This is a genomic window from Streptomyces sp. Go-475 (assembly GCF_003330845.1).
In the GTDB taxonomy this organism is placed as follows: Bacteria; Actinomycetota; Actinomycetes; order Streptomycetales; family Streptomycetaceae; genus Streptomyces.
This window is the reverse complement of sequence record NZ_CP026121.1, coordinates 4,518,645-4,538,569: the sequence shown is the minus strand read 5'-3', so window position 1 is coordinate 4,538,569 and position 19,925 is coordinate 4,518,645. Positions and strand designations below refer to the sequence as shown.

The following is a 19,925-nucleotide window of genomic DNA, read 5'->3' as shown; positions in this document are numbered from 1 at the left end:
CTCACGCATCGGGTATGTCGGGCGTCAGGTCCGACGGCGGGTGGAAGCTGAACCCCACCCCGCGCGACGTTCTGATCCACTCCGTGCTGCCGAGTTTCCGCCGCAGGCTCGCGACGTGCGTGTCCAGTGTCCGGCTGCTGCCCATCCACTCCTGGCGCCACACCTCCGCCAGCAGGAACTCCCGGGCGAACACCCGCCCCGGAGCGCTCGAGAGCAGCACCAACAGGTCGAACTCCTTGCGCGTGAGGTGCACGAGACGCCCCATGACCCGCACCTCCCGGCGAACCCGGTCGATGCTGAACGCCCCCTGGGTGACGACGGTGTCGGCGCGCTCCTCCTGGGCCCCGTGCGCGCGGCGCACCACCGCGACCATGCGCGCCAGCAGTTCCTGCAGCCGGTAGGGCTTGACCACGTAGTCGTCCGCGCCCAGGCGCAGGCAGAGCACCTTGTCCATCTCGTCCGACCGCGCCGTCACGGCGATGATCGGGGTCCTGCGGGCGTCGCGCAGCCCCCGGCACACCTCCAGCCCGTCCATGTCCGGCAGATTGAGGTCGAGCAGAATGACCTCTCCGGGGTCCTGCACCCGTAACGCCGCCCGGCCGGTGGACACATGGTCCACTGTCCAGCCGTGGTTCTCCAGTCCTTCCGTGAGGGCGCTCGCCACCTCTGCGTCGTCCTCGACCAGCAACACCTTCATGCGGACCCCCGTTGGTCAACATATGGCTGTGGAACCTAAGTCAACGTACGTCAGACGCCCCCCCTGTCGTGCCCCCTACAAAGTTTTGACGTTGTGTTACAGATCCACAAGCACGTTTCTTTCACTGCCGTCCTACTGTCGGAGGCCCGGTAAGCCACTCCGGGACGCCAACGGGGGCTCGCGAAGGGGATAGTGCGCGCGATGTGGAGGTTCCTGACAAATACTGCGCCCAGGTCGCTGACCGCCTGGGTGCTGTGGGGCCTCATTCTCGGCGGCGCCTTCGGGACCGCGGCCCCCGGGCTCGCCGTTCGTCTGCACGTGGTCGCCGACGGCTTCGTGTCCATGATGATGCTGCTGATTCCGCCGATCATCTTCACCACCGTGGCCGGCGGCATGGCCTCGCTGGGCAGTGGACGCCAGATGCGCGACCTCTCGCTGAAGGCCCTGATCTACTACGAGGCCGCGACCGCGGCCGCCCTCGTCATCGGGCTGCTCGTCGGAAACCTGCTTTCCCTGCTGCCTCTCCGGGAGGTCCCGCAGGAGCACGCCGCCGATCAGGTCGCCTCACTGCGGAACCAGGTCGAGGACTTCTCCACCGGCCTCGACACCCTCCTCCCGGAGAGCTTCTTCTCCGCCTTCACCAGTGGAAATCCGCTGCACGCGCTGTGCGTCGGAGCGCTGATCGGCGGTGCGATGATCCTGGGAGGCGAACGGGTCGTCCCCGTACTGGACTTGATCAACCGGTGCAGTCACCTGCTCTTCTGCGCCGTACGCGTCATCCTCGTCTGTGCCCCGCTGGCCGCCTTCGCCGGCAGCGCGTACACCGCCAGCCGGTTCGGTGTGATGCACCTGAGCGGGCAGCTCTACCTCTTCCTCACCTTCGCTCTCACCTGCACCGCCGTGGTCCTCGGCGGGCTGGGCACGCTGGCGTGGCGGCACGGCTGGTCGCTGCTCTGCCTGCTGAGGTACCTGCGGCACGAGATCCTGCTGGTCATCGGGACCTCGTCCTCGGGCCCGGTCTTCCCCCGTGTCCTGCGCAAGCTGGAACTGGCGGGAGTCCCCCGGGCGACGAGCGCCCCCCTGATGGCCGGCGGCCAGTCCCTGCACCTGATCGGCACCTGCATCTACCTCACGTTGGGCGCGGTCTACGTGTCCGCCGTGACGGGGAATCCACTCTCCCCCACGGACCAGTTCCTCTTCGTCGTCCTGGCGATGGTGATGTCCAAGTCGGCCGTCGGGGTCACCGGTTCCGGCCTGCTGACGCTGGTCGCGACGGTCTCCGTCACCCAGTCGTTCCCGCTCGCGGCGATCGCCCTGCTGATCGGCATCGACCGCTTCATGTCGGAGTTCCGGGCCATCACCAACCTGATCGGGAACGCGGTCGCCACCCTGGTCATCACCCGGTGGGCCGGACAACTCGACCTCGACCGACTGCACCTGACGCTGTCGGCGCGGCGTCCCGTCGAACCGGACCGACCCGGCGAGGACACCTCGGTCGTCGAGGTCCGCATTTCCGACGACTGACCCACCCCGAAACAACACCACACTCCCCCTTCTGCCTTTCCGTCATCGCGTCATCGCGTCATCGCGTCACCATGGAAAGAGGCCGAACGGCATGACAGTGAACGCCACCGCAACCGCACCGAGTCGCTCGCCACGGACCCCGGCACGACTGACCTTCCACCACCCCGACCGGAGGTTACGCTCCGCCCTCGCGAAGGCCCGGCACGAACTCGTTCTCGTCCGCTCGGGGGAGACCATGAGCGCCGTCGAACGGGAGGGGGAACGGCTGCTGCTGTTGAACCTTCTGCGGCGCTGGGTACGGATATCGGTCATCTGGGAGGAGCGGCTCGCCGCCCTCCCCGACGTCCGCGCCTACGTGGAGTGGCAGGCCCGCTCGGGAATCCAGGTGCGCACCTCGGCACAGGTCCCCGTCCCCCTCTCGGTGGTCGACAACACCACGGCCGTCGTCGGCTCCTTCGCCGGCGGGGGGAGCACCGGCCGGGACCGGGAGGAGAACACCACCGTTACCGACTGCCCCGAGACCGTGAGCATGCTGCACTACCTCTTCCTGGGCCTGTGGGACGAGGCGAAGCCGTTCTCGGTGAGCGTCCACCCCTCGCTGGAGAAGGGACACGCCCAGGAAGTCCTGCGCATGCTGGCCAACGGCTCCACCGACGAGCAGATCGCCCACCGCCTGGTGGTGTCGAAGCGCACGGTCAGCCGTACCGTCGCCCGGCTGCTGGACGAGATGAACGCCCGCAGCAGGTTCGAGGCCGGAGCCATCGCCGCCCGTCGTGGCTACCTGGACGCGACGAAGAGGGCTCGCTGATCGCGCTCCCGGATCCGCCGGGATCCTGTTTGTGACAGCGCTCGTCGTCGAGCGGACAGAGACCTTCAACACTCCCTACCGGTAGGTAAGTCTGCCTCCGTGACGAGTCCGGGTGACGGCCTCCCCCGGCACCGCGCGGGCAAGGTGTTCCGGCCGAAGACGGCACGCGAGAGAAGGGGCGTCGATGACGAGTCCGGAAGCACTGCTGATCTGCGGCAGTCCGAGTGTGGGTTCGCATTCCGGGGAGGCGGTCGCCACCGCCGCCGAGTGCCTGGCCGAGCTGGGCGGGACGAGCAGGATCTGGGATCTGGCGACCCGGCCCCTGCCGATCCTGGACGCGTCCCGCCACGGCCGGGGCATGCGCTACGCCGACCCGGCCGCGCGGGAACTCGTGGCGCTCGCGGACCGCGCCGATGTGCTCGTGCTCGCGTCGCCCATGTACCACGGCTCCTTCAGCGGGGCGATGAAGAACGCCCTGGACCACCTGGACGTCCCGCACGTCCAGGGCAAGCCGGTAGGGATCCTCGCGCACGGCGAGAACCTCTCCGCCGCCCAGGTCTGCGACAGCCTGCGGGTGGTCGTACGCGCCCTGAAAGGACTCGCCGTCCCCGATCAGCTCGTCACCGTCCCCACGGACTTCACCAGCACCCACGACGGTCGCCGCAGGCTCACCTCCCCGCAGGCGCGAGCGCGGCTGACCGCCATGAGCCGCCAACTGATCGCCCTGTCGTCCATGTCCTCGGCCGTCGGCGCTTTCGCCCTGCACGGCAGCTAAGGAGCAGGCCCACGATGTCGACGCCAGCACGGACCGGCCGCCGCAGAACCGACCGCAGCCACTATCTCTACCTCGCCGTGATCGCCGCCGTCGTCGTCGGCGTGACCCTCGGGCTCGTCGCTCCGCAGGCGGCGAAGGAGCTGAAACCGCTGGGTACGGCGTTCGTCGCGCTGATCAAAATGATGATCTCGCCCATCATCTTCTGCACGATCGTGCTGGGCGTGGGCTCCGTGCGCAAGGCGGCCAAGGTGGGCGCGGTCGGCGGGCTGGCACTGGGCTACTTCATGGCGATGTCGACCGTCGCCCTCGCCATCGGGCTGGTGGTCGGCAACCTCCTGGAACCCGGCCACGGGCTGCACCTGACGCAGGAGACCGCCGGTGTCGGCGCCGAGCAGGCGAAGGACGGCGGCGGGACCGTCGAGTTCCTCCTCGGCATCATCCCCACCACCCTCGTTTCCGCCTTCACCGAGGAAGAGGTCCTCCAGACGCTGCTGGTCGCCCTGCTGAGCGGGTTCGCGCTCCAGGCGATGGGCTCGGCCGGGGAGCCGATCCTGCGGGGGATCGGGCACATCCAGCGGCTGGTCTTCCGCATCCTGTCGATGATCATGTGGGCCGCTCCGGTCGGCGCGTTCGGCGCGATCGCCGCCGTGGTGGGCGAGACCGGCACCGACGCCCTCGCGTCCCTCGCCGTCATCATGACCGGCTTCTACGTCACCTGCGTCCTGTTCGTCTTCCTCGTGCTGGGCCCCCTCCTGAAGCTGTGCACCGGCATCAGCATCTTCTCCCTGCTGAGGTACCTGGGCCGCGAGTTCCTGCTGATCCTGTCCACCTCCTCCTCCGAGACGGCGCTGCCGCGCCTGATCGCGAAGATGGAGCACCTGGGCGTCTCCAAGCCCGTGGTCGGCATCACCGTCCCGACCGGCTACTCCTTCAACCTCGACGGTACGGCCATCTACCTCACGATGGCCTCGCTCTTCGTGGCGGAGGCCATGGGCGATCCGCTCTCCATCGGACAGCAGGTCTCTCTCCTGGCCTTCATGATCATCGCCTCGAAGGGCGCGGCGGGCGTCACCGGCGCCGGGCTCGCCACCCTCGCCGGCGGCCTCCAGTCCCACCGCCCCGAACTCGTCGAGGGCGTCGGCCTGATCGTCGGCATCGACCGCTTCATGAGCGAGGCCCGCGCCCTCACCAACTTCGCGGGCAACGCGGTCGCCACCGTCCTCGTCGGCACCTGGACCAAGGAGATCGACAAGGAGCGCGTCGGCCAGGTCCTCGGCGGCCGGCTCCCCTTCGACGAGGCCACCTTCGTCACGGACGCCCCCGAGAACGACGCCGACGACACCGGACCGAGGACGCGCTTGACCGCGAGCGCCCCTGCCAAGTGACGCGACCGGAACGACCGTTCGACCGAGAGGACTGAGGGAGCGACATGACGATCGACGTGACGCCCAAGGTGTCCGCCTACGCAGCACCGGACCGGGACTACCGTGTGCCGTACCTCCCGGTGGGGAGCAAGGTCGGAGCTGCCGAGCTCGAAGCGGTCTCCCAGGTCCTGCGTTCGGGCGCGACGCTGTCCGGTGGCGCTTGGCGGGCCCGGTTCGAGGAGGACTTCCGCTCCTACGTCGGCACCCCGTACGCCCTGAGCACCACGAGCGGCACCGTCTCCCTCGAACTCGCCATCCACCTGCTGGACCTGCGCCCGGGCGACGAGGTGGTCGTCACTCCGCAGACCTATCAGGCCACCCTCCAACCGCTGTTCCAGTACCCACAGGTACGGGTGAGGTTCTGCGATGTCAGCCCGGACACCATGAACATGGACCCGGTCCGGCTGGAAGAGCTGGTCAACCACCGGACCCGCGCCGTCATCCTCGTCCACTACGGGGGCCTGCCCGCCGACATGCGGGCGATCACGGCCATCGCCCGTGCCCACGACGCCGTGGTCATCGAGGACTCCGCACACGCCATCGGCAGCTCCTACCAGGGCCGCCGCCCCGGCTCCCTCGGGGACATCGGCTGCTTCAGCTTCCACTCCAGCAAGAACATCACGACCCTCGGCGAGGGCGGCATGCTCACCCTCCACAACGAAGAGTGGGCCCAGCGGATCGAACGGCTCCGGGGCAACGAGACGGACGCGCACTTCGTCCCCCACCGGCACCGCTTCGGTGACTCCGCCGAAGCCCTCCCCGGCGCCCTCTACCCCGGGAACGCCTACACCCACGACTGCGCCGCCCTGCTCCGGCACGGCACCAACGCCACGCTCTCCGAAGCCGCCGCCGCCGTCGGCTCGGTGCAACTGGCCGCCCTGCCCGAGCTGGTGGCACGCCGCCGGCTGATCGCCTCCCGGCTGCGCGAGGTGCTGGAGAACCACGCCGACTGCGTCGAACTGCCCGTCGAACCGGCGGGGGCCGAGCAGTCGCACCACCTGTTCACCTTCTTCGTACGCGGGCCGCAGAAGATCGACAGGGACCGGCTGGTCAACGAGCTCCGCGAGCGCGGGGTGCAGATGATCCTCCGCTACTTCCCCCTCCACCTGACCCCGGAGTGGCGCGCCCGCAGCCACTACTACGGCGAGTGCCCCGTCGCCGAGCGGCTGTGGTTCCACGAGCAGGTCAACCTCCCCTGCCACCCCGGGCTCAGCGACAAGGAGACCGAACTGCTCTGCGACCTCCTGGACGACTCCCTGCGCACCGTACGCCGCGACCGAAAGCAGAACCCGTGCTGAAGCTCCTCGACGCGACCACCATCAGGGGCCTGACCTCGGTCTGCGACCTCGCCGCCGTCGTCGGCGAGGCGTTCCTCCCGGCCCGGGACGGCGGTGACGGGTTCGTCCGCAGCGCGGTGCGGACCCCCGGGGGGCAGCTGCTGTTCATGCCCGCCGCCCATGGGGCCACCCTCTCCGTCAAGCTGGTCAGCCTCTTCGACGGCGCCACCGCCCAGGGGCTGCCGAGCGTCCAAGGGCTGGCCGTGGTGTTCGACGCCCACTCCGGCCGGCCCCTCGCCCTGCTGGACGCCACCACCCTGACCGAACTGCGCACCGCCGCGGTGACCACCCTCGCGACCGACCTGCTGGCCCGGCGGGATGCCCGCACGCTGGCCGTCATCGGCGCGGGCGTGCAGGGGCGGAGCCACCTGGAGGGCCTCGCGGGCATCCGCCCCTGGGACTCCGTCCGGCTCCACAGCCGGGACATGGGCAAGGCCCGCCGGCTCGCCGAGTGGGCCCTGAGCACCGGGATCGAGATCGAGCTCCACGACAGCGTCGCGGGCGCCACTGAGGACGCCGACGTGATCTGCACGGTCACGTCCGCCGACGCCCCCCTGTTCCCCGACGCCTTCCGGCCCCGCCCGGGCGCGCACATCAGCGCCGTCGGAGCGTACGGCCCGACCCGGCGCGAGCTGCCGTCGCGGCTGGTCGCGGACGCCTCGCTCTTCGTCGAGTCCACGGACGCCGTGCTGCGCGAGGCGGGCGACATCCTGATCCCGATCGAGGAGGGCCTCCTGCCGCCCCGCCCGCCCATGACCGAGCTGTCGGCCGTCCTCTCCAAGGAGCACCCGGGCCGCACCTCCGCCGAGGAACTGACCCTCTTCGAATCCGTCGGCATCCCCGCCGAGGACGCCCTCGTGTGCGACCTGCTCTACCGGCGCGCCGTGCAGACCGACGCGGGCCAGGAGGTCCCCTTCTGACTGGCTGAACCACTGTCCGATCAGTGGTGAGGGCTGGTCCGGGCGGGCCAGACCCGTCCATGATGGGCGAGGCATCGGTGATCACGGTTCCCGACGAGGAAGAGGCTGCGCATGGCATCGGCTCGCTCTCTGCTGCTGCTCGGTGGCGCGCTGCGGCCGACCGGCGCGCACTGCATGGAACAGGCCGAGGAGCGCGGGCTGGACGTGACACTGGCCGACACCCGGGAGAACCTGAGCAAGGTCCCGGAGCTCGTCGAACGCGCCGCGCACACCGTGGAGTTGCCGTACGCGGACGTCGAGGCCACGGTCGCCTGGGCGGTGCGGCAGAAGGAGGCGGGCCGGGAGTTCCTCGGGGTGTACGGAACCCGTGAGACGGCGGCGGAGTCCGTCGCGGCCGTCGCCGAGGTCCTGGGGCTCCCGGGCAACGGGCGGGCCGCCGTGCGGTGTATTCAGGACAAGTTCGCCTGCCGTGCCGCGCTCGCCGAGCGGGGCTTCCGGCAGCCGCCCGTGGCGCGTTGCTCCTCGGAGGAGGAGATCCGCGCTTTCCTGGCCGCGCACCCACCGGGACCGTGGATCGTCAAACCGCCCACCGGCCGGGGCAGCGCCGGGGTGTCGCTGGTGCGTGACGAGGGCGACCTGGAGGCGGCCCTGGTCCATCTGGCCCGGGCGCGGCGGGAGCTGAGGGAGGAACTCGTCGGTCAGGGGATGGACCTGGCCGCCGGTGAGCCGGCCGAGGCCGCTCTCGCGGAGGACGTCCTCGTCGAGGGTTTCCAGACGGGTGAGGAGTTCAGCGCGGAGGGCGTCTTCGTCGACGGTGTGCCGCGGCTGCTGGCCGTCACGGCGAAGGTCACCACGGGCGCCCCGCACTTCATCGAACTCGGGCATGCGATGCCCGCGGACCTTCCGCCGGGCGCGCAGGCCGATGTGGCGTCGACTCTGGAGCGTGCCCTGCCGGCCCTGGGGCTGTCCTGGGGCGTGTTCCACGTCGAGTTCTGGCTGGAGCGGGACGGGGGGATCGTCCTCGGCGAGGTGCATGTGCGCCCCGGCGGTGACTACATCCACGTCATGGCGCAGCACATCACGGACACACAGCTGCACGGGGCCGTCTTCGACCAGTTCCTGGGCAAGCCCGTGGACGTCTCGGGCTGGGGCGCCCGGCGCGCCGCCGCCATCCGGTTCCTGACGCCGCCCGCGGGGACCGTCACCGCCGTGGACGGCTGGGCGGAGGTCGCCGCCTCCCCGCGTCTCCTCGCCGGGAAGCTCACCCTCGAGGAGGGGAGCGAGACGGCGCCGCTGAAGTCCTCCTACGACCGTTCGTCCTTCGTCTGTGTCACCGGGCCGACGCTCCAGGAGGCCGTCGACACGGCCGAGCGGCTGGCCGCGGCCGTCAGGATCGAGGTCACCCCTGCTGCAGCAGCAGCTGACGATCCTGGCGGCTGTTTCTGACCTTGTCGTACAGACCGCTCCGCAGGGCCTTGGTCACCGCGGACGTGCGGTTGGTGCAGTTCAGTTTGGCGAGGATGTTGGCGACGAGACGCTTGGCGCCGTGCAGGGAGATGCCGAGTTGCCGCGCGATCTGCTTGTTGCTCAGTCCGTCGACGAGGAGGACCAGTGCCTCCTGCTCCCGTGGAGTCATCCGTACCAGGTGATCGTGGGGATTCCTGGGGGCTCCGACGGCCAGGGACAACAGGGCGTGGATCAGGTTTCCGGATACCGGCACCTCACCCGCGAGTATCCGCTCGATCGCCCGGCACAGAGCTCTTTCGGACAGTTCCGCGGTCGACAGGCATCCGGCCACGGCAATGCCGGCCAGCCGTTCCCACGGGGCCCGTTGAGTGTCGTCCACAAGGACCAGGACCTTCGCTCCCGTGGCCGCGCACAGCGTCAGGGCGGACCGGCTCAAGGCATCGATCTCGTGCAGCGAGACGATCAGTAGCGGATTTCTTTCCCGTACGACGTCCTCCACGATGTCCTCGACGTCATGGGCCCCGCACACCCGCGCCCGCCTGCTCGCACCGTTCAGGATCTGCTCGACGCGTAACCGGGTCAGCCTGTCTCTGAGCACTACGAAGGTGCCTGCCAGATCCGTCTCATCAGGCGCGGTCGGCTGCACGGACATGGTTCTGACTCCTCCTTGGTGAGGCCCAGTGGGGGGGGGAGGGGGCCCTAGCGGGAGATCTTCAACCAGCGCAGACCGCCAACGTAAGTGCGCTCTGTCATCTCTGTGTTCGGTGCGGCGTACCGGGACGTGAGATCTTCGTAAAACTTTTCTGGCGACGGGAGACGCGGCGAGCCGTCAGACGGACGGCGTCCGGACGCGCCGTAGCACCGTCCACACCGCGGCCGCGGCGCCCGCCGCGGCGAAGGCCGCCCAGTACACGGTGGGCGAGAAGACGCCCCGCACGTACTCGAAGAAGCCGCCGCCGAGGAGCATGCCCAGTCCCTCTCCCGTGGCGAGGGTGAACTGCTTGCCGGTGTAGACGGCGACGAAGCCGCCGGTCGACTCGTCCCGCGACTTCGCGAACGCCGTGTCCACGGACGGCGCGAACAGGATCTCGCCGAGCGTGAAGGTCGCCACCGCCGCGTACGTTGCGACCGGGTCGCCCCCCGACAGGGCGAGCACCGCGAAGGCCGCCGCGAAGCATCCCAGGCCGGTGCCGATCACCGTGGTCAGCGCGACACCGCGGGCCTCCATGAGCCGTGCCACCCCCTTGGAAACGGGCAGCTGGAGCACCACGATGATGATCGCGCTCATGGTGAAGTACGTGGCGACCTGGAGCTTCGAACCCGTCGTGGCGAACAGGTGCAGCGGCAGCGCCGAGTACATCTGCGCGTAGAGCACCCACCCGACGGTGGACACCAGCACCACATGGCGCAGGAACGGCGACGAGCGCAGCGCCGTCCAGTACTGCCGGAACGAGAAGCGCTTGCCGCCCCGCTCGAAGCCCTTGCCCTCCTTGCGCACGACGAGCAGCATCGACAGGGCCGCCGCGTAGTACCCGGCGGCGATCACGACCATCAGCCGCCAGGGGGCGTCGGTGTCCAGCGCGGCGGTGCCGATGAGCGGTCCGACCGCCGCCGCGAGGTTCAGCATGACGTTCAGCTTCGCGAAGGCCGTGACCTGGGCCGGGGAGCCGCTGGTCCACTCCGCGACGACCGACCGTACGACCAGGCCGTTGAGGCTCACCCCGGTGCCGCCCGCCGCGAGCAGCACGATGAGCGGCAGCACGGAGTGGGCGACCGACATGGTGAGGAAACAGCTGCCGGACACCAGGTTGGCCAGCAGCAGCACCCTGACGCCCGACCTGCCCTCGATCCACGGGCTCAGCACGATCGAGCCGGCACGGGAGGAGCAGCTGAACACCATCAGCGCCAGCCCGACGACCAGGCCGGACTGGTGCCAGCCGTCCCTGACGAGGACGGCCAGGACCGGGGTGAGCGAGAGATACCCGGTGAAGGCGAGGACGTACTGGACCAGCAAGGGGCGTATCGCGCGGTTCAGCCGGCGATCGCGCTCCTCGCCGGGCACCGTGGACGGCGACGCCTGCCCGTCCGCCGGTCGTTCGCTCACTCGGGCTCCCCGGAGAGCAGCCGGGCACGCCAGCGCGCGGCGATCTCCTCCTCCGTGGCGCCGCCTTCGTACGCCGGGGAGACGAGCGGGTCGGCCTTCAGCACGCGGACCAGGACGGCGGAGTCGACACGCGCCGGGTCGGTGCCCCGCTCACGCGCGAAGCGCCGCACGATCCGGTCGTACGTCTCCCCTTCGGTGAACACCTGCCCCACCCCGCGGAAGCGGTAGCCCTTGCGGCGGACCGGGTCCACGACGTTGATCTCCACCGCCGGGTTCGCGGCGAGGTTGGCGACCGTGCCCGGCGAGTGCAGGTCCAGGAAGACCAGGTGCTCGTCGTCCCACACCTCGGTCGTTCCCTTGGGGGACAGGTTCGGGGTGCCGTCCGGGCGGACCGTGGCGACGAAACCCAGCCCCTGTGCCCCGACCAGGCGGCGCATGTCGTCGTCGAGCATCGCTGTCGAACTACCTCCGTGCCGAGACCAGTTGCGGTTCCACGTCGTTCGGCGCCGAGAAGACCTGCAGCCGTGAGCCGACGTCGAGCGGCTGCCGGCGCCTCGCCACGGATCCGTCGCGGACCGGTGTTCCCATATACAACCAGCCCAGCGCGCGCTCGTGTTCGGCCACGGACAGAAACCGCCGCATCGGCGGTGCGTCGGTCTGCTCGCCCGTCCGCCAGATGCTGCCGAAGCCACGCGCGTGCAGCAGCAGCATCAGCGACGTCACCATGCCGGTGGCGGCGGCCAGTTGTTCCCACTCGGGCACGCGGGAGCGGGTGTCCGGGGAGAGGATCAGCCCGGCGAGGAGCGGGGCACGGTGTGTCTTGGCGACCATCGACGCGACGCTCTTGCCGTTGCACTCGGCCATCACCTCGCCCAGTGCCCGCCGGTCGTCACCCCTGACCAGCAGCCATCGCCACGGGCGCAACCGGCCGTGGTCGGCGGCGCAGGACGCCGCCTTGAGCAGGTAGGTCAGCTCCTCCAGGGTGGGGGACGGCTCGACCAGCCGATGCTCGCTGCGACGGGTGAGCACAGCGGTCATCACGTCCATGGCGTTCCTTTCGCGTAGCGGTCCAGGACGCGGCCGGCCAGAGCGCCGGCAGCGCCCGTGTACCGAGCCGGGTCGAGAAGTTCGGGCAGCTCCGAGAGGGGTCCGGGGGGTCCTCGAGTCCGGCCGTCCCGGCCCTGGGTGAGCCCCGCCGCGAGGGCGCGGATGCGCTCCACCACCGACAGGCCGCGCGGGCCCGCGCCTGCGCAGATCTTCGTCCGCCCGTCCGTCATCCCCGGCCGCCGGGTCGCGGCCCGTCGGCCACCGCCGCCATGACGCCGCGCAGCTCGTGGGTGGCCTCCTCGGCCCGGGCCAGCCGGCCGGCCAGTCGCTCGCGCGACACGCCGGACGTGCGGCCGTGGCGCACCTGGTCGAGCCGGTGGGCCAGTCGCCGCCGTTCCCGGGCGAGCTTGCGCAGCCTGCGCCGGACGTCGTCGCGGACCCGGGCGCTCAGCGCGGCGGGCAGCCACAGGCGCAGCCCCGGGGCTCCGGGAACCCGCACCGCGAAGGCGCCGTCCGGCGGCGGACCCGGGACCAGGGCCACCTCGCTGAGGTGCCCGAACCAGCGCGTCGCGAGCAGCCGGGCCACCGCCGTGTCGGTGCTCTCGACGGTCACCGGGACGCCGGCCGGGATGCCTGCCACGCCGCGCAGCCGCTCCGCCTCCTCCACCGTCGCCAGGACGGCCCGGACCGCCGCGGCCAGTTGCTCGTCGGGCAGCCAGTCCGCGGCCGAGCGGGTGGCCGCCGCCTTGCGCAGCCCGGCCGCCGTGTCGGGCATGAACGGCTCGTACACGGCGGCGAGGTCGAGCAGCAGCTGCGGGGTGACGCCGGCGCCGCCGGCCTGGGCGCGCGCGGTCGCGTAGCGGCCCAGTACGCGCGTGCCGAACGCGGTGACGGCCTCGACGGCACGGTCGAAGTGCCGCTCCCGCAGATGCCGGCGGACGGCCGCCCGGGTGGACCGGGCGGCGTGCCGGGCGTAGTGCTCCAGCTCGTCCGCGGCGGTGGGCCGGGAAGCCGACTCGGGTGTGCGCACGACGAGTTCGGCCAGGTCGGCGGCGCGGCGGCGGACCACCGCCTGCTGCGAGAAGATGTCCTGGCGGATCCGGATGTCCTCGGCGTCACGGCAGGCGGAGAGCAGTGCCGCGCGCAGCACGTCGCGGCCGTGCTCGGCGAGAGCGTCGTCCAGGGTGACGCCGTTGCCGCGGCTCTTGCTCATCTTCTGGCCGTGCTCGTCCACGACGAGGCCGTGCAGCCAGCACTCGCGGGTGGGCGGGGAGCCGGTCACGAAGGTGCCGATGGCCAGCAGCCGGATGAACCAGAAGAACAGGATGTCGCGGCCGGACGTCATCACGGCGGCCGGATACCGGCTGTGCGCGGTGGCGGCCGGCCAGCCGGAGACGGCGATCGGCCAGTGGGCCGAGTTGAACCAGGTGTCGAACACGTCGGTCTCGGCCCGCAGGGCGCCCCCGCAGTCGGGGCAGCTCCCGGACCCGGCGGGCGGCAGCGTCCAGTAGGCGCAGTCACCGCAGACGACCGCCGGAATCGGCTGTCCCCAGCGGATCTGGCGGCTGATGCACCAGTCGCGCGCGGAGTCCAGCCAGTGCCGTGCCTCGCGCTCCACACTGCTCGGCCGGATCACCAGGTCACCGTTGTCCAGCGCGGTGCGCACCGGGTCCATGAGCGGGGCCAGCCGCAGATACCACTGGTGGTGGAGCCGGGCCATCAGCTCGCTGCCGCACACCCCGCAGCGCTCGACGGCGCACTGGCGGGTGACGGTGCGCAGGCCGAACCGCTCGACCGTCGCGCGGCGCAGCTCCTGCCGGGACAGTCCGGGCAGGTCCACAACCAGCGAGCGGCCGTCGGCGTCGAGTACCGGGCTCCACGGCAGTCCGTGAGCCTCGGCGAGTTCCAGGTCCTGCTGCCGGTGCGCGGGTACGACCGGCCGCGGTGCGCCGGTCGCGGCCGCCAGTACGGGCAGTTCCCGGCCGGTGACCGGCAGCACGGCCGTACCGCCGGCGGCCGGGTGCCCCTCGGGGACGGCGAGCGCCACCGCGCCCCACAGTTCCTCGGCCGCCGCGAGCTCCACCACCAGGGGTCTGCCGTGCGGTCGCACGGCCAGCAGCGCCAGCGGGACCCGCTCGGTGCCCACCGCGTGCTCCACGTCCGGGACGGTGCTGCGGCAGGAGGGACACCACGGCATGACCCGCGCCGAGCGGTGCAGCAGCCCTGCCTCGGCCAGTCGGACGAAGGTCCCGTCGACGAGTGCCCGGTACGCCGGGGACAGGGTGTGCAGCTCCGTGTCCCAGTCGCAGTCGAGGCCCAGGGCGTGGAACTGACCGACGATGACCTTGCGGTAGTGGTCGGCCCAGGCCCGGGTCCGCTCGGCCACCGGCAGGTCCGGCCGGAAGGTCTCGTCCCGGCGCACCGCCGCATACGTGCCGAGCCCCGCGTGGTCGGTGCCCGGCACGTAGAGCACGTCCGTGCCGTCGAGCCGGGCCGAGCGGACCAGGGCGTCCTGCACCGACAGCGTCAGGGCGTGGCCGAGGTGCAGCGTGCCGGTGACGTTCGGCGGGGGCATGGGGACCACCCAGCGCCGCTCGGCGGACGTCACGGATGCCGCCTGGTCATGACCTCGCTGAGCACGGTGCCGGTCGGCGGCCAGACGGTGAGCGGGGGCGGGGTCTGCCGCGGCCGGTCGGCGTCGTCGTCGTGCGCCGGCTTGATCCACAGGTTCCGCTGGAAGACGGAGACATCGAGGTTCGACACGAAGAACCCGCGCAGGAACTCCATGTGCGCCGGCACCCCGTCGGGCAGTTTCAGCGTGAACCAGTACTCGCGGCTCGACCGGGGCGGCACCTCCACCGCCTGCGCGCCGGGGGTGACGCTCACCCCGTGCTGGTCCGCCTGGTACAGGCGCAACCCGACCGCGCCGCGCAGCGGACGGTCCTGGTTGTTGGTGATGAGCACGCCCTGCGCGTGCTCGCTGCCGCGCCGGGCGGTGTCCTCGCCCAGCGCGATCGGGGGGTGGACCCCGCCGGCGACGTCCCACACGTTGCCGCACGTGCTGCACAGGGCGAACTCCCGGGCGGCCTGCGGGTGGTAGTCGTGCCGGTACTCCCGCAGGACGACGCGCGCCCGGCAGTACGGACAGACGGTGGGCGGCAGGTGCCGCGTCAGCTGGAAGGTGCCGTCCACGGACTCGAACTGCTCGAGCCAGACGAACGCGCCGGAGGCGATGCGGCCGAGGAGGTGGTCGCACAGCGCCTCGTCCAGCCGGGCGACCGTCGCCCGCAGATCGTCGGCGGCCGCGTCCGCCTCCCGCAGTGCCCGGGGCGCGGTACGGCTCTCCGCGCGGCGCCGGGTCAGGGCGGTCGCCCGGGCCCGCAGCTCCTGCTCGGTGTTGTCGAACCCCGGCAGATAGGTGCGCAGCAGTCGGCGGTAGGCGGTCGCGTTCGTCAGCACCCGGCCGAGGTCCTGGACCAGGTCCTGGTGCGGGCGGACGGGTTCGACGCGCAGGGAGAGCGAGTTCAGCCGGAGCGTCTGCCAGGAGAAGACGAAGAGCCGGGCGCTGCCGTCCTCCTCCAGCGCGATCGCGGTGCGCAGGTCGGTGTCGCAGGGCTGCCCGTCCGGGCCGACGGCGTCGAGGACGCGCACCGAGGGGTCGGGGCCGGGGCTCGGCAGACGCAGCTCCAGCAGTTCGGACTCCACGTCGGTGCACAGCACCTCCACGGCCTGCCCGTCCGTGGGGCGGGTGGCCACCTGGGCGCGGTCGGCTCCCGGGGCGAACGGCGTGAACTGCTGGTCGCCGAGGACCAGGTAGTCGGGGGCCTCGCGTCCCCACAGGGGAATGGCGTTGTTGACCAGCCGGACCACCTCCCCCACGCTCCGGCCGGTACGCAGCAGCCGTTCCGCCAGGAGGAGTTCGACGTTGTCGTCGCCGAAGCGGGTGCGCCGGCTGCCGACCGCGGCGACCCCGGAACCCTCCTGGTAGGTGAACGGCAGGGTGAAGTGGGGGTCGAACGCGCCGTCGCCGCCCAGCCGCATCACGTTGCAGCTGTTGAAGAAGGCGACCGGTGCGGTCAGAGCGTGCGCCGGGAGGACCTCGCCGTCCTTGACGCAGCGGCCGTCGTGCACACAGGCGGGGAGCCGGCTTCCCGGGGCGAACGGCACGTTCTGCGCCGACCGGCCGCACAGCGCGTCGGGCCCCAGGTGGAACAGGTCCTCGCGGCTGTGCCCGGACAGGAACAGCGCGTTGACGCCGCCCATGGCTTCGAGGTAGCCGACCGCGGACCGCTCGCGGTTGAGCAGGAAGGAGTCCGGGCCGACCTCGGGATCGGTGTCCAGCCCGGTGAACACGGAGGTGGTGGTCGCGGCCAGCGGCAGGTCCAGCGTCAGCTGACGGCCCACCACCGAGCTGAGGACCTCGACGGAGGTGGCGGTGAGGAAGCCGACGGGGCGGGTGGCGAGGGCCAGACCGTCCGCGAGGCGCCCGCGTGCCGTCCAGGACCGGCTGGTGGCGAGCTGGGCGATCTGCTCGACCGTCACCTCGTCGTGCGGGAAGGACAGGGTGAGCGGACCGGGCCACTGCCCGGCGGCCCGGACGGCCTCGACGGCGGTCGGCTCCCACAGGTACGGGCGTCCGGTGCGCGCCGCGAGCAGCATGCCCGGCAGCGACCACTCGGGGGTGCCCCAGCCGAGGACGGCTCCCTCGGCCACGTCCGGGGTCTCCGCGCCGAGCAGCCGTGCCATCGCGGCCAGCCGCTCCTCACGGACCCTGCCGAGTTGCTGCAACTGCGCGTCGACGCTGCGGTGCACCTCCCGGTGCGGGCCGTCGGTGACGGCGGTCAGATACCAGCGGACCGGGTGGAAGGAGTCCAGCGGGGCCGCCCAGCGGTGCCACAGCACCTGGAAGTGCCGCCACAGCTCGACCGTCTCCGGGGCGGCGTCGTGCAGGAACTCGTGCATGGTGACGGCCGGACCGGGATCCGGCAGCGAGGACGCCGGGTCCCGCAGGACCGGTGTGAGGGCGAGGTCCGGACGCCGGATCGCCAGGGCCACCATCGGCCCGTAGTCGTCCAGCGATTCGGTGAGCACCGACACCGCGGTGCCGCTGATGTCACTCGTCTTCGTCATCGGCGCTCCGACCGAAGTAGTCGGCATTGGTCTTGATGTACGACGTCCACTCCTCCGGAACCTCGTCCTCGGGGTAGATCGCGTCCACGGGACAGACGGAGGTGCAGGCGGCGCAGTCCACGCACACCTCCGGGTCGATGTAGAGCATCGGAGTGTCGGGGGTGCCCTCGATGCAGTCCACCGGGCACGCGTCGATGCACGCGCCGTCCTTGACCCCTTCACAGGGCTGGGTGATGACGTAGGTCATGACGTTGCCCCCTTCGGCACGCTGATGGCCTGGTCGTAGACGGTGACCTGGTCGGCCTGGACCTCGGTGCGGAACGTCCGCAGGTCGCGGCAGTTGGGCTGGTTCACGCGGGCGCCGGTGCGGACGTCGAACTTCACGCCGTGCCAGGGGCAGCGCAACAGGGAGCCCGACAGCTCGCCGCCGGCCAGCTCGACGCCCTGGTGGGTGCAGCGGGCTGCCGTCGCGTACACCCAGTCCCCGTACCGGAACAGCAGCAGCGCCCGGCGCCCGATGGTGATCGGGTGCGGTGTGCGCTCGGGGATGTCGTCGAGCTTGAGCGTGACGGACGGGACCTCCACGGAGGGAGCGACGGCGGAGTCCACGGGATGCGTCATCGGCCCTCTCCCAATATGGCGCGGCGACGGGCGAGTTTGCCGCCGTCCTTGTCCTCGTAGGTGTCCAGCTTCACGCAGTACTTCTCGTCGAACATCAGGCCGTGGCGCCACGTGGTCTCCGTGACGACCTTCATCCACCAGCTGATCCGGATGACCACGGCCAGCTCCGCGGGGGTGAACTGGCGGGCCTCGTCGTGGGTGGCCCGGTTGATGCGGAAGTCCGCGAGACCCTTGAGCCTGCGGGTGCCGCCCGGCAGGTCGACGTCGAAGACCAGCGGGGCCCGGGTCACGAAGCGCACGCCGTTGGCGCGGTGCCCGTTGTGGTGGGCGTCCTCCATCACCGCGATGTCGGGGTGCTGGAACGCCTGTGCCTGCATGCGCTGCGCGCGGTCGGAGCTGTAGTTGCGCACCCGGCAGACGACGTTGTAGCGCATGCGCTGGCTGATCGCGTTCATGATCTGGTCGTTCTTCAGCCGTACGCCCCGCGCGGCAGGGTCGAAGTCCGAACGCACCGCCGTGTACGACATGACGTCGCTCATCGCGATGTCCTCGGGCGTCTCCAGTTTGTTGCCCCGCGCGCAGGTGATGATCGAGTAGTCGGCGTCCAGCTGCGGCAGGGTCAGCGCGTACGTCGCGAGTGCGACGAGGATCTCCGCGGGGTTGGTGCCGCTCTCGATGACCTGCTCGGTCAGGCCGGTGAACCGCGCGACGTGTCCGTCACCGGGAGGCAGCCGGTGCCCGATGCGTGCCTCGAGGTGCTCCTGGAGGTCCTCCGGGAGCTCGTCCGGGTTGATGTCCGCCTTGGGCAGGAACCACTCCCGGCGTTCCCAGGTGGCCCCGTTGATCCGCATGCAGCGGATGTGGTGCCGCTCGATGTCCTTGCGCAGCCCGACCAGCGACTCCGCGATGTCGAACAGGGACTCGGTCTCGGCCGGCGGTGTCTCCGGGCGGCCGAGGATGCGGTGGTAGCCACGGCGCTTGGCGGTGAAGTACTCCTCCAGCAGGCTGAAGCTCAGGTCGGCCTGGTTCAGTTCGCTGACGGCCACCTTGCCGACCTGCCACAGCCAGAGGGTGCTGACGAGGATCAGAGCCTCGTCGGCCCAGTCAGCGACCGGTTTTCCCCGGCATTCGCCGATGATCTCCACGGCTTTGTCGTTGTCGACGGACAGCTCACCGACAAAGAACTGCAGCGGTCGCGGAATGACGACCTGCTCCTGGAGTTTCTCCAGCAGCTCTTCCCTTTTCTCCGTGCCGAGTTCGGACCAGCGCCGGAGGGCATCGTCTGCGGACAGCGAGGCGGAGGAGTCGATAACGGGTGCGGACATGGCAGCCTTCCCTTCCTGGACCCCTCAGACGGCCGCGTGTACGTCGTCCCAGAACCGTACGTGGCGGACTATCTGGTCCTTGGCCGCCTCGACCAGCCTGCGGTCCTTCTCGGACTGCGTGGCAACCGCTCCCCACAGGCCGCGGAAATGCTCCACCTCCAGTTCCTCGTGGAGGTGGAAGAACTCCAGGGATTCGGTGATGCCGTACTTCTCCTGGAACGCGTCGATGGTGAGCCGGTTGCGCTTGGGCGCCACCAGCTCCCGGCCGGCCAGCGCCGCGAGGGCCTCGTCACCGCTGCGCTCGGGGCTCATGTAGAGCTCCGCGAAGTGGTTCTCGTACGCCGTGGTGTGCGGCAGCGGGAGAACGTCGCGGGGGTTGTCCACGCCCAGGACCTTCAGGAACTGGACGGCCAGGCCGTGGTGGTCGCCGGACACCTCCTCCTCGATGTGCTCGCTCAGCTCCTGGAGGATGTACTCGGTCTGCCGCCCGCTGCCGAAGGCCGGGCTCTTGGCGATGCACACGCCGAACCAGCGGTGGAAGGTGTTGCGCCACAGGTAGTACTGGAGAAAGACGTCGCGCACGTGCTCCAGGGGGAGTTCGCCTCGGGTGAAAGCCCGCCAGAACGTGCTGTTTTCCAGTTCTCGGTCGACCGTGTCCGAAAGCTCACCGACGATGGTGTCGCTGGTGAATTCCGTCGTCACTTGCCCTCCTAGTGTGGAAACCAGAATCGAAAAGGGCACGGCAC

General features: G+C 70.8%; 18 protein-coding genes. 7 read left to right on the top strand and 11 right to left on the bottom strand.

Going from position 1 to position 19,925, the window contains the following annotated elements; translation table 11 throughout:
* Position 1: 1 nt before the first annotated feature.
* Positions 2–697 carry a response regulator transcription factor gene (locus C1703_RS20965; RefSeq protein WP_114254329.1) on the bottom strand — a complete coding sequence of 232 codons (696 nt, stop codon included), beginning with the start codon at positions 695–697 and terminating at the stop codon, positions 2–4.
* Between the two features lie 249 nt (positions 698–946).
* Here C1703_RS20965 and C1703_RS20960 point away from each other — a divergent pair, with 249 nt between their 5' ends.
* The 7 genes from C1703_RS20960 to C1703_RS20930 all read left to right on the top strand — a co-directional run bounded on the left by C1703_RS20960 (position 947) and on the right by C1703_RS20930 (position 8,931).
* Positions 947–2,221 carry a cation:dicarboxylase symporter family transporter gene (locus tag C1703_RS20960; protein ID WP_157993141.1) on the top strand — a complete coding sequence of 425 codons (1,275 nt, stop codon included), beginning with the start codon at positions 947–949 and terminating at the stop codon, positions 2,219–2,221.
* Between the two features lie 235 nt (positions 2,222–2,456).
* Entirely contained in the window at positions 2,457–3,029 is a 573-nt protein-coding gene (locus C1703_RS20955) for a helix-turn-helix transcriptional regulator (protein WP_157993140.1), read from the top strand.
* 184 nt (positions 3,030–3,213) lie between these two features.
* Positions 3,214–3,804, top strand: a complete 591-nt coding sequence (locus C1703_RS20950; protein WP_114254326.1) for an NADPH-dependent FMN reductase — start codon at positions 3,214–3,216, stop codon at positions 3,802–3,804.
* Positions 3,805–3,818: 14 nt separating this feature from the next.
* The gene (locus C1703_RS20945) at positions 3,819–5,189 is read left to right on the top strand and encodes a cation:dicarboxylase symporter family transporter (protein ID WP_114254325.1); all 1,371 of its coding nucleotides are present in this window, start codon (positions 3,819–3,821) and stop codon (positions 5,187–5,189) included.
* A gap of 44 nt (positions 5,190–5,233) precedes the next feature.
* On the top strand, positions 5,234–6,526 hold the full coding sequence (locus C1703_RS20940) for a DegT/DnrJ/EryC1/StrS family aminotransferase (RefSeq protein WP_114254324.1): 1,293 nt from the start codon (positions 5,234–5,236) through the stop codon (positions 6,524–6,526).
* On the top strand, positions 6,520–7,485 hold the full coding sequence (locus C1703_RS20935; RefSeq protein WP_157993139.1) for an ornithine cyclodeaminase family protein: 966 nt from the start codon (positions 6,520–6,522) through the stop codon (positions 7,483–7,485). Before C1703_RS20940 ends, C1703_RS20935 begins: the two co-directional genes overlap by 7 nt.
* A gap of 111 nt (positions 7,486–7,596) precedes the next feature.
* Positions 7,597–8,931, top strand: coding sequence for an ATP-grasp domain-containing protein (locus C1703_RS20930; protein ID WP_114254322.1), 1,335 nt, complete (start codon positions 7,597–7,599; stop codon positions 8,929–8,931).
* Here C1703_RS20930 and C1703_RS20925 read toward each other — a convergent pair.
* The 10 genes from C1703_RS20925 to C1703_RS20880 form a co-directional block, all read right to left on the bottom strand.
* A complete protein-coding gene (locus C1703_RS20925) occupies positions 8,885–9,604 on the bottom strand; it encodes a LuxR C-terminal-related transcriptional regulator (RefSeq protein ID WP_114254321.1) in 720 nt (239 codons plus the stop codon). The two genes, C1703_RS20930 and C1703_RS20925, sit on opposite strands and share 47 nt — an antisense overlap.
* Positions 9,605–9,781: 177 nt before the next feature.
* Positions 9,782–11,056 (bottom strand): MFS transporter, encoded by a 1,275-nt coding sequence (locus C1703_RS20920; RefSeq protein WP_157993138.1) that lies wholly within the window; start codon positions 11,054–11,056, stop codon positions 9,782–9,784.
* Positions 11,053–11,508 (bottom strand): pyridoxamine 5'-phosphate oxidase family protein, encoded by a 456-nt coding sequence (locus tag C1703_RS20915; protein WP_114254319.1) that lies wholly within the window; start codon positions 11,506–11,508, stop codon positions 11,053–11,055. Before C1703_RS20915 ends, C1703_RS20920 begins: the two co-directional genes overlap by 4 nt.
* A gap of 10 nt (positions 11,509–11,518) precedes the next feature.
* Positions 11,519–12,103, bottom strand: a complete 585-nt coding sequence (locus C1703_RS20910; protein ID WP_114254318.1) for a nitroreductase family protein — start codon at positions 12,101–12,103, stop codon at positions 11,519–11,521.
* 226 nt (positions 12,104–12,329) lie between these two features.
* On the bottom strand, positions 12,330–14,711 hold the full coding sequence (locus tag C1703_RS20905) for a class I tRNA ligase family protein (protein WP_114254317.1): 2,382 nt from the start codon (positions 14,709–14,711) through the stop codon (positions 12,330–12,332).
* Positions 14,708–17,233, bottom strand: a complete 2,526-nt coding sequence (locus tag C1703_RS20900; protein WP_114254316.1) for a hypothetical protein — start codon at positions 17,231–17,233, stop codon at positions 14,708–14,710. Before C1703_RS20900 ends, C1703_RS20905 begins: the two co-directional genes overlap by 4 nt.
* Positions 17,217–17,480, bottom strand: a complete 264-nt coding sequence (locus C1703_RS20895) for a 4Fe-4S binding protein (protein WP_114254315.1) — start codon at positions 17,478–17,480, stop codon at positions 17,217–17,219. Before C1703_RS20895 ends, C1703_RS20900 begins: the two co-directional genes overlap by 17 nt.
* Positions 17,477–17,854: a Rieske 2Fe-2S domain-containing protein gene (locus C1703_RS20890; protein ID WP_114254314.1), complete on the bottom strand. Its 378-nt coding sequence runs from the start codon at positions 17,852–17,854 to the stop codon at positions 17,477–17,479. The genes C1703_RS20895 and C1703_RS20890 overlap by 4 nt, the downstream gene beginning before the upstream one ends.
* Positions 17,851–19,179 carry a hypothetical protein gene (locus C1703_RS20885; protein ID WP_114254313.1) on the bottom strand — a complete coding sequence of 443 codons (1,329 nt, stop codon included), beginning with the start codon at positions 19,177–19,179 and terminating at the stop codon, positions 17,851–17,853. The genes C1703_RS20890 and C1703_RS20885 overlap by 4 nt, the downstream gene beginning before the upstream one ends.
* A 24-nt stretch (positions 19,180–19,203) precedes the next feature.
* On the bottom strand, positions 19,204–19,881 hold the full coding sequence (locus C1703_RS20880; protein WP_157993137.1) for an iron-containing redox enzyme family protein: 678 nt from the start codon (positions 19,879–19,881) through the stop codon (positions 19,204–19,206).
* Between the last annotated feature and the right edge of the window lie 44 nt (positions 19,882–19,925).

What these genes read in the sequence shown, in the direction of transcription:
- C1703_RS20910 (WP_114254318.1), bottom strand. Translation starts at nt 12,103, where the DNA reads ATGGACGTGATGACCGCTGTGCTCACCCGTCGCAGCGAGCATCGGCTG.
- C1703_RS20890 (WP_114254314.1), bottom strand. Translation starts at nt 17,854, where the DNA reads ATGACGCATCCCGTGGACTCCGCCGTCGCTCCCTCCGTGGAGGTCCCG.
- C1703_RS20945 (WP_114254325.1), top strand. Translation starts at nt 3,819, where the DNA reads ATGTCGACGCCAGCACGGACCGGCCGCCGCAGAACCGACCGCAGCCAC.
- C1703_RS20950 (WP_114254326.1), top strand. Translation starts at nt 3,214, where the DNA reads ATGACGAGTCCGGAAGCACTGCTGATCTGCGGCAGTCCGAGTGTGGGT.
- C1703_RS20965 (WP_114254329.1), bottom strand. Translation starts at nt 697, where the DNA reads ATGAAGGTGTTGCTGGTCGAGGACGACGCAGAGGTGGCGAGCGCCCTC.
- C1703_RS20895 (WP_114254315.1), bottom strand. Translation starts at nt 17,480, where the DNA reads ATGACCTACGTCATCACCCAGCCCTGTGAAGGGGTCAAGGACGGCGCG.
- C1703_RS20885 (WP_114254313.1), bottom strand. Translation starts at nt 19,179, where the DNA reads ATGTCCGCACCCGTTATCGACTCCTCCGCCTCGCTGTCCGCAGACGAT.
- C1703_RS20915 (WP_114254319.1), bottom strand. Translation starts at nt 11,508, where the DNA reads ATGCTCGACGACGACATGCGCCGCCTGGTCGGGGCACAGGGGCTGGGT.
- C1703_RS20900 (WP_114254316.1), bottom strand. Translation starts at nt 17,233, where the DNA reads ATGACGAAGACGAGTGACATCAGCGGCACCGCGGTGTCGGTGCTCACC.
- C1703_RS20955 (WP_157993140.1), top strand. Translation starts at nt 2,457, where the DNA reads ATGAGCGCCGTCGAACGGGAGGGGGAACGGCTGCTGCTGTTGAACCTT.
- C1703_RS20925 (WP_114254321.1), bottom strand. Translation starts at nt 9,604, where the DNA reads ATGTCCGTGCAGCCGACCGCGCCTGATGAGACGGATCTGGCAGGCACC.
- C1703_RS20930 (WP_114254322.1), top strand. Translation starts at nt 7,597, where the DNA reads ATGGCATCGGCTCGCTCTCTGCTGCTGCTCGGTGGCGCGCTGCGGCCG.
- C1703_RS20940 (WP_114254324.1), top strand. Translation starts at nt 5,234, where the DNA reads ATGACGATCGACGTGACGCCCAAGGTGTCCGCCTACGCAGCACCGGAC.